Source organism: Paenibacillus sp. TCA20, assembly GCF_000732325.1.
Classification (GTDB): Bacteria; Bacillota; Bacilli; order Paenibacillales; family Paenibacillaceae; genus Paenibacillus; species Paenibacillus urinalis.
The window spans coordinates 1-10,911 of the sequence record NZ_BBIW01000028.1 but is presented as its reverse complement, the minus strand read 5'-3'; the positions used below and the strand labels follow the sequence as shown (position 1 = coordinate 10,911).

Below are 10,911 nucleotides of genomic sequence, written 5' to 3'. Positions count from 1 at the left end.
CGTAACAGAAGAGGCTTTATTGATTTTGATAAATAAATGAGCCGCGATTATTTAAAATAACTCCAGCTGCTCCGGTTCTTCCTCCTGCTTCTTCCGGATCACTTCAGATGCCAGCGGCTGCGGTGTCATGCCGAGCATGGTCATGAGCTGCTTAGCGTTTGCTGCGGCATCTCCGCCGGAGTTGTTATTGAACACGACGCAAATCTCCTGACTTTGCTTCTCAAGTTGATCCAGTCGTTCCTTCCATTCAGAGAGCTCCTCCTTATTGTATCGATAGAGATATCTTACCTCCCGCCAATTTGGAGCTCCGCTCTGATGCCAGCCGGATGCGTTCCGCCCATGGAATCGCACGATGCTGAGATCTGCATCTGTCGCGCTCAGTACGGTCGGGATGGAGCCTTGCCCTGCGTTCGGTTCGTCGCAGATGCTGTGGATCCAGCCTTCTTTTTTCATAAAGGCAAGCGTTCTATGCAGCATCTCACCTTCAAACCAGCTGCGGTGTCTGAATTCTAGTGCACAAGGAATATGCTGCATGCGCCCCTTGATACTGCGAAGTGTACCTACGTTCTCTCGATTACAATCAAACCAAGGTGGAAACTGAAACAATACGGCTTTCATTTTACCTTTCTCGATCATGGGGGCAAGCGACTCCATAAAAGCGGCATACATGGTGTCTGTATCCGGGAAATAGGGCTTACCGCGCAGGTGACCGGTCATGCCTTGATAGGCCTTGACAATGAAGGAGAATTGATCAGGTGTTTCCTCCGTCCATCTTGCCATTCTCTCCGCCGGCTGCACTGCATAGAAGGAGCTGTCGACTTCTACCACCGGAAAATGGGCACTATATTCGATCAGCTTGTCCTTCGGCTTCGTACCGGGCAAATATAAGTCGTCATGGTCTCCCCAGCCGGTCAGACCGATGTTAATCATCGGACATCCCTCCTTCAATAAGGGTTGTACTTATTATTAAGCTGTATTGGGTCATTATAAATCATGATTTCTACCATGTTCAAACCGGTCGATTATGGAGTATCCTTTAGAATGACGTCATAGGAAGGAGGCCATTCATGAAACTGCCGGAATGGACACATCACGAACAAGAAGGAATTATCCAGGTCAAGATCACGATGTCATTCCCGCTTAGATGGGTGAACAGTTACATACTTCGAGGAGATGACGGAGTCACGATTGTTGATCCAGGGCCGCGCTCCCCTGTAACAGAGGCAGAGTGGGACAAGGTCTGGTCCGAGCTTGCCATTCATCCGAAGCACGATATTAAGCACATTGTGCTGACGCATCATCATCCCGATCACTATGGTCTTTCAGGCTGGATGCAGGAGCAGAGTGGAGCAAGCGTGTGGATGTCGAAGAGGGCGCATACAGAAGTCCAGTATATGTGGGGAGAAGCTGCAGATATCAACGATCAGCTGCCCAATTTTTTCAGAACACACGGCATGACAGAGGAATGGGCACAGCAGCTAAGACCCCATCTAGAGAGCTTTGACAGCGAGGTGCTGCCTGCGCCAATGGTTAGTTATATAGAAGATCAACAATTTAGGATGGCGGGAAGGCAGTTCTCAGTGATCGAAACAGGTGGACATGCACCGGGTCATCTGTCTTTTTATGAAGAAAGCACGGGAATCATCCTCTGTGGAGATGCCGTTCTTCCCCAAATCTCACCGAATGTTAGCCTGCTGCCCGGAAGTGATGAACAGCCGTTGCGCCATTTTATTGAGGGACTGCATGAGTTGTCGGGACTGAAGGTGAGCAGAGCCTTTGCGGGACATCGCCATCCTTTCACTGGCTTTGAGAGTCGTATTCAAGGACTGCTGAAGCATCATGAGGAACGTCTGGATGAGATGGAAGGGATGCTGCAGGAGGGGGAGAAGACGGCTTTTGAGGTCTGTGTGAAGCTGTTCGGGACGAAGTTTGGTATTCATCAAATGCGGTTTGCTATGGCAGAGACATTGGCGCATTTGGATGAATTGGTACGGCAGGGCAGGGCTGTCATGAAACTGCCAGAGTCGAGAGAGCGAATAGTGAAGTTTACACGAAGATGACTTCGAATCATTCGGATGGTAATTTGCTAGCATACACGTCAAAAAAGGTACCGATCACGGGTGAACGGTACCTTTTTTGTTTCATACATATTCTCCGCCTGCTAATCTTATAATTCCTCTTCGGCATCATCTTTAACAGGCTCATCTCCAAGTTCAGCTTCGCGTTCAGCCTGTTTCCGATGGGCAATCCGGCTGCTGGCGGATGCGGCAACTGCACCGACAATGTCATCCAGAAAGGTGTGGATATGCTGATCTGATTTATCATTCAGCCGCACGAGCACTCCAGGCTTCAATTTATCTACATATCCATAGTTCGTAAATCCAATGCTTCCGTACACGTTCACGATAGAGAACGCCAGGATCTCATCGACCCCGTACAGGCCTTCATCGTATCGTATCATATCCTGCAAAGGCTGAATCAGCTTGCCCTCTTCGGCGAGCAGGTCCAGCTGTATACCGGTTAGAACCGCATTCTGTACCTCGCGTTTACTGAGCACCTGCTCCACGTTATGTATGCATTCTTCCATTGTTAGATCAGGATAATAGTCCTTCTGCAGCAGCATGACCAGCTCTGCGATCTCAGGAATTTTAACGCCTCTTTTTTCGAGCCACTCCCAGGTGGCCTCCGCTACTTTTCTGCTGTTCAGACTGTAAGGGATTTTCTCCATTGGTATCTAACCGCTCCTCTTCATGTCAATTTAGTAAGTTCTAAATTAACATAACCGATTTTGGACTTTTTGATTTCAGTAGATCATGTTAAGGCATTTTTTCTATTAGAGCTCGTATACATAGTAGTACAAACTGTACAAAATTGTTAGGAGGACTTTTCACATGAGCCGTTTCCATCGCAAGGTTAAAATGATATCTGCAGCAGGGCTGCTTACCGTTCCTGTGCTGCTCACCGGATGCAGTATCCTCTCTTCTCAAACATCCGAAAGTGTTGATGCCCCCCCGCCGATCCTTGAGTCTGCCATGATTCAGGCTGCAGAAGGCAACGGAGAGATGGTTCAGACGGAGCAGATGACGGTATATCTGAAAGATCAGAATGGACTGCTTGCTCCGGTTTCAATGTCACTTCCGGCTCTCCCAGATCTTACTTTTGTGGAATCCTCACTTGCAGCACTTGTCTCGGGCGGTGCTTACTCGGGATACATGCCTGATGGCTTTACGGGCGTGCTTCCTCAAGGAACCGAAGTGATGGATGTGACGGTTACACCGGAGGAGAAGCTGGCCGTTGTTGAATTCAACTCCAAATTCACGGAATACATGCCAGAGGAAGAGCGTCAAATTATGGAGGCGGTGACCTGGACCCTTACCGGAAATCCGGATATTCAGAACGTACAGCTCTGGGTAGATGGCAAAAAACTGAATGAGATGCCCGTGAATGGAACGCCGATGGCTCAATCGCTCACACGTGGAATAGGCATCAATTTGGATCTGGGTAATCATTTGAGCACGAATTCGAGTCCGGTCACCGTGTATTTCTCTGATGAATCGCCTGCAGGGGAACAGTATTATGTACCGGTAACAAGACTGGTTGAGCCGAGCACGAATCGTGTGGAGTCCGCATTATCTGAGCTGATTAAAGGTCCTGAAAGTGAAGGGCTCGAGATGGTGCTGACCACGGCAACATTGCTGGAGTCGGTTGTCACTGGCGAGGATGGAACAGTCTCGGTAGCGCTGAAAGACGAGATGTTTACAGAAGGCGACCCGATCCCGACAGAGCTGCTTCAATCGGTTGTCTTAACGGTGGCGGATAATTCAGGCAATGCTGATACGAAGGTGCAAATTACGTTTAATGATCAGCAAACGGTGATAGGTACAGATGAACAGAACTATGGCGAGCCTGTGACGAAACCGGAATATATTAATGAGATCGGTATCTAAGGAATCGCATTTGTAAAGGGTGCTTTTACAAAAGCATTTTGGTAGAATGATAAGGACTAATACAGGACGCTTAAGACGTAGGAGGCAATATCATGAGATCTAACGGACGTACCAGCGAACAGCTGCGACCGATCACAATGACAGTGGGTACCAACAAATTTGCGGAAGGCTCCGTATTCATAGAAGTAGGAGATACCAAAGTCATATGTACAGCTACAGTAGACGAGAAGGTGCCCCATTTCATGAAAGGACAAGGCAAGGGCTGGGTGACAGCCGAGTACTCCATGCTTCCTAGAGCAACACAGACTCGGAATCAACGCGAGGCAGCTCGCGGCAAGCTAAGTGGACGTACGATGGAAATTCAGCGCCTGATTGGACGCGCATTAAGATCCGTCGTTGACCTGCATGCGCTTGGAGAGCGTACGATTACTTTAGACTGTGATGTCATTCAGGCAGATGGAGGAACCCGTACAACCTCGATTACCGGTTCATTTGTCGCCATGGCGATTGCGATGGACAAATTAGCACAGCAGCACCGGCTGCCGGTGTTTCCTATTACAGATTTTCTGGCTTCTGTCAGTGTCGGTGTTGTTCAGGACAAGGCACTGCTTGACCTTAACTATGAGGAAGACTCCAAAGCCAAAGTGGATATGAATATCGTGATGACCGGAAGCGGAGAATTCGTAGAGCTGCAAGGGACCGGGGAAGACAGACCCTTCAGCCGCAAAGAGCTGGATGAACTGCTCAGCCTTGGCGAGCACGGTATTCTTCAGATGATCGAGAAGCAGAAGGAAGTGCTGGGACCCATTGCGCTTAAGATCGGTTCCCGTAAGATTGGGGAGGCTTAATCGACAGCATGAACAATTTGGACAGCCCAGTCATTATCGTCGCTACCAAAAACAAAGGAAAAGTTCGTGAGTTTGCCCACGCTTTTGCCCGGATTGGCAAAGAGGTCAAGAGCATGTACGATTACCCGGATGTTCCTGATGTGGTGGAGGATGGCACGACATTTGCCGAGAATGCATGGAAAAAGGCGAAAACCGTAGGCGATACCCTTGGCCTGCCTGTTCTCGCCGATGATTCCGGATTATGCGTGGATCTTCTGGATGGCGCCCCAGGCGTATACTCGGCACGGTATGCCGGCGAAGGCGCTGCCGACGCGGATAATAATGAGAAGCTGCTAAGCGAGCTTGAATCACGCAAGCTGGGAGAGGATACGGAGCAGCCGCTCCTTAGCCCTGCCCGGTTTGTCTGTTCACTCGTGCTGTATGATCCGGCAACGGGAGAGAAGCTGGAATCCTATGGTACAGTTGAGGGCTTCATCACTTCCGAAACCGCCGGATGCGGCGGTTTCGGTTATGATCCGCTCTTCTATCTTCCAAGCTATGAGAAGACCATGGCGGAGCTCAGCATGGATCAGAAGCAAGCAATCAGCCATCGCGGAGCAGCGCTTCGGGACTTAATGACCAAGCTCGGCGGTTAATACCCGATTATGATCGTCATATACTTCAAAGAGACCTGCTGTTAACAGCAGGTCTCTTTGTGCTTGCCGGGTGCTTACACTTACCGAATAGACACTTTATAAGTCTTTAACCAGTTGTTTACCTGAGTCAGGTAAGCAAATAACTGAGGTCCGGACATCAGCTGGCCAAACCAAGGATTATTGGAAGAAGCCTCTTTGGAGGCTGCAATTTCCTTGATTTTCTTAACATCCAGCAGGGGCAGCACTGGAGATGAGGGATCATCCAGCACATCCAGCAGTTGCTGCCGAACGCTCTCTAGATAAGCGGGATTATGCGTCTTTGGATAAGGACTTTTTTTGCGATAGAGCACGTCATCAGGCAGGATACCTTCCAATGCCTTACGCAGAATTCCTTTTTCCCGATTGCCTGTAATCTTAAGCTCCCAAGGAATGTTAAATACATATTCCACAAGCCTATGATCGCAATAAGGAACTCGGACTTCGAGCCCGACCCCCATACTCATCCGGTCCTTGCGGTCAAGCAGAGTGGGCATGAACCGAGTGATATTAAGATAAGACATGACACGCATCTGTGCTGCTTTGCCGGTCTCTCCAGCGAGAAGAGGAGTCTCTGCCACCGCATCTGAATAACGGTCATTCAAGTATTCAAGCGGACGCGTCCATTCTGAGATATCCGGGGACAGGAGACTCGCTCTCATCTTCGGGGCGACAGCCCAAGGGAATGTACCCGAGTTCAGCATTTCGTCGCGGTGAAACCATGGATATCCGCCGAATACTTCGTCAGCAGCTTCACCCGATATGGCAACGGTCGCCTTCTTTTTGATTTCCCGGCAAAATAAATAAAGCGACGAATCGACATCCGTCATCCCCGGTAAATCTCGGGCGAGCGTAGATGCGTTCAAGGCTTCCACAACCTCCGCCGTATCAAACTCCATAAAATGATGATTCGTCTTCAGCTCATCGACCATTCGCTGGATATAAGGAGCATCTGAATTGGGCTGGAAGGAGTGGGCTTTAAAATGCTTGTCGTTATCTACATAATCGACAGAGAAGGTGTCAATATTCCCTTGCCCGTTTCTCTTGTAGTACGCTACGGCCAAGGCAGACAAGGCGCTGGAATCCAATCCCCCGGATAGTAAGGAGCCTAACGGTACATCCGAAGCAAGCTGTCGTTCAAGGGTGTCAATGAGCAGACTTCTAACCTGTGCCGCCGTAGCATCCACATCGTCTTCATGAGGCTGGCTGACGAGCTTCCAATAGGCGTAAGAACGGAATCCATTTCTGTTAAAAGTGGCTGCATGCCCGGCGCGAAGCTCCTTCATTGAGGAATATACGCCATGACCTGGTGTTCTTGCCGGTCCAATGATGAATACTTCAGCCAAGCCCTCAGGTCCCACGACCGCTTCGACCGCTGGATGCAGCAGCAGTGCCTTGGGCTCCGAGCCGAACACGAGCAAATCTCCCTGATCACTATAGAATAGAGGCTTTACTCCAAGCCGGTCTCTGGCCATGAATATATGCTCGCGTCCGCTATCCCAAATGACAAAGGCAAATATCCCATTAAATCGTTCAACACATTCAGGTCCCCATTCCGCATAGCTGGCAAGCAGCACCTCGGTGTCACAATTGGTTTTGAAATGATGTCCACGGTTCTCCAGCTCTTTTTTGAGCTCAGGTGCATTGTACAGCTCTCCATTATAAACAACGGTATATTGCGTATCTCCATGATTCATGATCATCGGCTGGGCCCCATTCTCCGGGTCCATAACACTCAGTCTGCGATGGCCAAAGGCACAAGGATTCGAGATCCAGGTTCCGCCGGCATCGGGTCCGCGATTTGACATACTTTCCGTCATGCGGACAAGCAGTTCTGATTCTTGGGTAAGATCACGATTCCATTGTATAAATCCTGTTATACCGCACATGACTGTTCATCCTTTCTTTTACGTAACTTCTCAGAGGCTCATATAACAGCGTGTGGAGAGCGGTCATGCCTCATCCCCTTTTTTCTACACGAGCAGTACTAGCAAATATATGCCGAAATTAGGCATAAAATGTCTGTCCACATCCGAAACTATAAGAGGCGAGCATATTAGGGTTGGGAGCGATGAATTTTGACAAGAAGCCTGTATTTTGTTTCTGTTGGCGGACGTTCTGTTCTGAACGATCAGCAGGCAGCATCCTACGAATGGGTGATTGAGGCGACGCCAGAGCAAGCAGATTATTTGAGAGGGCTCCTTAGCTTGATGCAGGAAAAAGAAGAAGAGGCCTTCCCGGGTTATATCTTCCCTTGGCCGGACACCGAAGAGGCCTCCGTCAACTCGTTATATGAGGAAGCACTTCAGAACGTGTATAACGAGATTTATCAGCTGGGTACGCGCGAAACTCGCAGTCACTTGGCGCAATATGGGGTTGTCCGTCACAGTATTAACGGGAATGAATGAACGTAACTTGATTAACCTAACATAAGAACAGGAGATGGGCTCATGTATGTGATTCAAAATGCCAAAATTACGAATACCACGGAATTAAATGGGGTGCCTTGTGTGGAAGTAGCGGTGGAGCCGGGACAGGCGGGAGATCCTTCATTGCTTGTATATGTGGCTCAGAATGCGAATGGAGCAGGACTTGATCTGCACAGAGTCGTGCGTAATCATCATGATTTGGCTCTGGATTGGTACAATGATAATCAAAATGCAGCGTTTGAGGATGCGACAGCAGTTGCGTTTGAGAACAGTCAGGTTGTAACGGCCGAGCAGGAGAAGGGACAGTTCCTCCAGTCCTTATTGAATTACGGGACGTTAAACCAGGATATTTTGAGTAAATTGCAAAAATAAACATTACACGAGGCTGCAAATGGGATGGTTAACACCAATTTCTTTGCAGTCTTTTTTTGTGATTAGAAAATACTCCGTACATTTATTACACATAATACTTCATGTATCCCGGGGAGGTGAATATGATGGCTTCAAAGTACAAGGTAACGAAGAAATACCGTCACGGTTTGGCAAATGAATTTGCTAGTGAAGTACTTGCGAAGAATAAAAATCACCAGCGGCAACTGAACAGAGCACGTTTAGGAAGCAGCAACTAATCCGGGCTGCACACAGGCCTCCATTCTTTCAGTGATGAAAGGATGGAGGCTGTCTATTATAAAAATAAGTGCTCATCTTGAGGCTCAATACGGGATATTGCAGAGGAATACATATCACGAAATAGGCTTGAACATGATTTTATACCTATACAGCAGGGTAAACGCATAAGGAAGGATACAGGAGCAGCAGTTCAGATTAATTACAGATTGAAGGTGAACGACATATGAACGATATCGATATTCGGAGCAGAGAACAGGATTTGCACAATCTAACCCTCAGTATAGAGGACGCTGTCAGGCGCGGCAGCATAGAAGAGATGCACGATGAATTTGAAGAGTGGGAAGCATATGACCTGGCCACCATCTATTTAGCATTAAATGAAGCTTACCGGCCTCGATTTATGGATGCGCTGGATACGGAGCTATTAGCTGACATGCTGAGCGAGCTTGAGCCCGAAGTAGAAATTGAAGCTTTATATATTCTGAGTAAGGATCGCGCAGCTCAGGTGCTGAATCGAATGGATAACGACGATTTGGCCGATTTGATGGGCGAGATGACAGATGAAGTTAGAGAGTACATGCTCTCAATCATGGAGGCTTCTGAGCGGGAGACCGTAAGGGAGCTAATGAATTATGGACCGGAGACAGCCGGCGGTATCATGACCAACCGTTATGTATGGTTCTATGCCAAATATACGGTTCGTGAGGCAGTGGAAAAGGTGAAGCATTTTGCAGACCTAACCAACGATGTACAGGATCTCTATGTATTAGATGAAAACAAAGAAGTTATAGGACTCACCACCTATAGAGATCTTGTGCTTGCTTCAGATACAGAGCTTATCGAACATTTGATGAGAGAAAATGTGGTCAAGGTATCAGCGGACATGGACCAGGAGGCCGTCGCGCACTTATTCGAACAATATGATCTCGTGTCGATCCCGGTTGAGGATACCGCAGGCAAATTGATTGGAGTGGTTACGTTTGACGACGTGCTGGACGTCTTGAGGGAGGAAGCGAACGAGGATATTAACAAGCTGGCGGGTACTGATAAAACGATTGATTTTAACACACATTTCTTGACGGCGGCCAAAAGAAGACTTCCTTGGCTAATTATGCTGTTATTCCTTGGGCTGCTATCTGGAAGTATTATAAGCATATTTCAGGGGACGCTCAGTCAAGTGGTGGCACTTACATTCTTCATGCCGATGATCGCAGGAATGACCGGGAATACGGGCACACAATCACTTGCGGTCGTGATTCGAGGGCTGACACCACAGAACAAAATGAGCGGAGGAGCCATATTACGTTTATTATGGAGAGAGCTTAGAGTCGGATTTACGATTGGGGCCGTTTGTGGAATCAGCGTAGCGCTTGTGGCGGGAATTTGGCAGAGCAGCTTTGCTCTAGGTGCTGTTATCGGCTTCTCTCTGATCCTAACCATTGTGATTGGTACGATGGCTGGGACGATTATTCCTATTCTGCTGCATAAGCTGAAGATCGATCCGGCAGTTGCATCGGGCCCTCTTATTACGACGTTGAACGATTTATTTTCTTTGACGGTGTATTTTGGTACGGCCACGTTGTTTATTTCATATCTGGTATAAGTCAATCATTCAGATGACATAAATAAAAACCAGCCCGAGAGGCTGGTTTTACTGTGAACGGCATTGGCTTAATCGTTGTTATGCTGCTTCTCTTAATGATTTAATCCCCTGATAAATGTTATAAATAAACGAACCGAAATAGATGACAAAAAACACAATGATATATCCTAGAATCGAGGCAGGATGGTCTGCGGTGAACAGAAAGTAGAGCAGTGGAATCGCTGCAATGAAAGGGAATACATGTGAGAATAATGCGCGTTTCGCATGTTTAGTTATGTAATCATCCTTGGCTACAATCCATACAATTAATGGAAATAGAAAGGGGGCAAAAAAGATACTGAAATAACTAAGGGAAGATAACAGCTGTCGCATGAAATAACGCTCCTTTTGAATTTTCCTAATATTTAAATCATATTACCCTTCATCGCATGTGATGATACATAAAAAATACTTTGACAAATACAGATTATACGATATAATAAATATCGCACTGTGAAAATAAGTACATATCTTGTCCCAGTAGCTCAGCAGGATAGAGCAACGGCCTTCTAAGCCGTCGGTCGGGGGTTCGAATCCCTCCTGGGACGTAAAAAAGAGAGACAACCGAAAGGGTGTCTCTTTTTTGCGTCCGCGGGGATGAGAACCCCAAATGGGGGTTCGTCGGAGCATAGGCATCGATAGCAATCGCATCGCAGTCAGCCGTAAGGCTGTACCCCGACTGGGACGGTGAGAGACAACCGAAAGGGTGTCTCTTTTTTGCGTCCGTGGGGATGAGATCCCCAA

Annotated in this window: 12 protein-coding genes and 1 tRNA gene; 9 read left to right on the top strand and 4 right to left on the bottom strand. The window is 47.9% G+C overall.

Going from position 1 to position 10,911, the window contains the following annotated elements; translation table 11 throughout:
• Positions 1-51 precede the first annotated feature (51 nt).
• Complete coding sequence (locus TCA2_RS25880) at positions 52-930, bottom strand: DUF72 domain-containing protein (RefSeq protein WP_047914494.1); 879 nt, start codon at positions 928-930, stop codon at positions 52-54.
• Positions 931-1,067: 137 nt separating this feature from the next.
• Between TCA2_RS25880 and TCA2_RS25875 the strand changes: the two genes are divergently transcribed.
• On the top strand, positions 1,068-2,060 hold the full coding sequence (locus TCA2_RS25875) for an MBL fold metallo-hydrolase (RefSeq protein ID WP_047914493.1): 993 nt from the start codon (positions 1,068-1,070) through the stop codon (positions 2,058-2,060).
• Between the two features lie 107 nt (positions 2,061-2,167).
• Here TCA2_RS25875 and TCA2_RS25870 read toward each other — a convergent pair whose 3' ends face one another.
• Positions 2,168-2,728: a phosphatidylglycerophosphatase A gene (locus tag TCA2_RS25870; protein WP_047914492.1), complete on the bottom strand. Its 561-nt coding sequence runs from the start codon at positions 2,726-2,728 to the stop codon at positions 2,168-2,170.
• A gap of 163 nt (positions 2,729-2,891) precedes the next feature.
• Here TCA2_RS25870 and TCA2_RS25865 point away from each other — a divergent pair, with 163 nt between their 5' ends.
• From TCA2_RS25865 to TCA2_RS25855, 3 genes are all read left to right on the top strand, one after another.
• Positions 2,892-3,947 carry a GerMN domain-containing protein gene (locus TCA2_RS25865; RefSeq protein ID WP_047914491.1) on the top strand — a complete coding sequence of 352 codons (1,056 nt, stop codon included), beginning with the start codon at positions 2,892-2,894 and terminating at the stop codon, positions 3,945-3,947.
• 92 nt (positions 3,948-4,039) lie between these two features.
• The gene (rph, locus tag TCA2_RS25860) at positions 4,040-4,795 is read left to right on the top strand and encodes a ribonuclease PH (RefSeq protein ID WP_047914490.1); all 756 of its coding nucleotides are present in this window, start codon (positions 4,040-4,042) and stop codon (positions 4,793-4,795) included.
• Positions 4,796-4,803: 8 nt separating this feature from the next.
• Positions 4,804-5,430 carry an XTP/dITP diphosphatase gene (locus tag TCA2_RS25855; RefSeq protein WP_047914489.1) on the top strand — a complete coding sequence of 209 codons (627 nt, stop codon included), beginning with the start codon at positions 4,804-4,806 and terminating at the stop codon, positions 5,428-5,430.
• 80 nt (positions 5,431-5,510) lie between these two features.
• On the opposite strand, the gene asnB is transcribed toward TCA2_RS25855, so the two are convergent.
• Entirely contained in the window at positions 5,511-7,355 is a 1,845-nt protein-coding gene (gene asnB / locus TCA2_RS25850; RefSeq protein WP_047914488.1) for an asparagine synthase (glutamine-hydrolyzing), read from the bottom strand.
• A 189-nt stretch (positions 7,356-7,544) separates the two neighbouring features.
• Here asnB and TCA2_RS25845 point away from each other — a divergent pair, with 189 nt between their 5' ends.
• The 4 genes from TCA2_RS25845 to mgtE all read left to right on the top strand — a co-directional run bounded on the left by TCA2_RS25845 (position 7,545) and on the right by mgtE (position 10,128).
• Complete coding sequence (locus TCA2_RS25845; RefSeq protein WP_047914487.1) at positions 7,545-7,874, top strand: hypothetical protein; 330 nt, start codon at positions 7,545-7,547, stop codon at positions 7,872-7,874.
• 42 nt (positions 7,875-7,916) lie between these two features.
• On the top strand, positions 7,917-8,267 hold the full coding sequence (locus TCA2_RS25840; protein WP_047914486.1) for a hypothetical protein: 351 nt from the start codon (positions 7,917-7,919) through the stop codon (positions 8,265-8,267).
• Positions 8,268-8,389: 122 nt separating this feature from the next.
• Entirely contained in the window at positions 8,390-8,524 is a 135-nt protein-coding gene (locus TCA2_RS27950) for a hypothetical protein (RefSeq protein ID WP_256209896.1), read from the top strand.
• Between the two features lie 224 nt (positions 8,525-8,748).
• On the top strand, positions 8,749-10,128 hold the full coding sequence (gene mgtE / locus TCA2_RS25835; RefSeq protein WP_047914485.1) for a magnesium transporter: 1,380 nt from the start codon (positions 8,749-8,751) through the stop codon (positions 10,126-10,128).
• 78 nt (positions 10,129-10,206) lie between these two features.
• On the opposite strand, the gene TCA2_RS25830 is transcribed toward mgtE, so the two are convergent.
• Positions 10,207-10,500 carry a DUF4870 domain-containing protein gene (locus tag TCA2_RS25830; protein WP_047914484.1) on the bottom strand — a complete coding sequence of 98 codons (294 nt, stop codon included), beginning with the start codon at positions 10,498-10,500 and terminating at the stop codon, positions 10,207-10,209.
• A 141-nt stretch (positions 10,501-10,641) separates the two neighbouring features.
• On the opposite strand from TCA2_RS25830, the gene TCA2_RS25825 reads away from it, so the two are divergent.
• A tRNA-Arg gene (locus TCA2_RS25825) sits at positions 10,642-10,715 on the top strand.
• Positions 10,716-10,911: the final 196 nt, after the last annotated feature.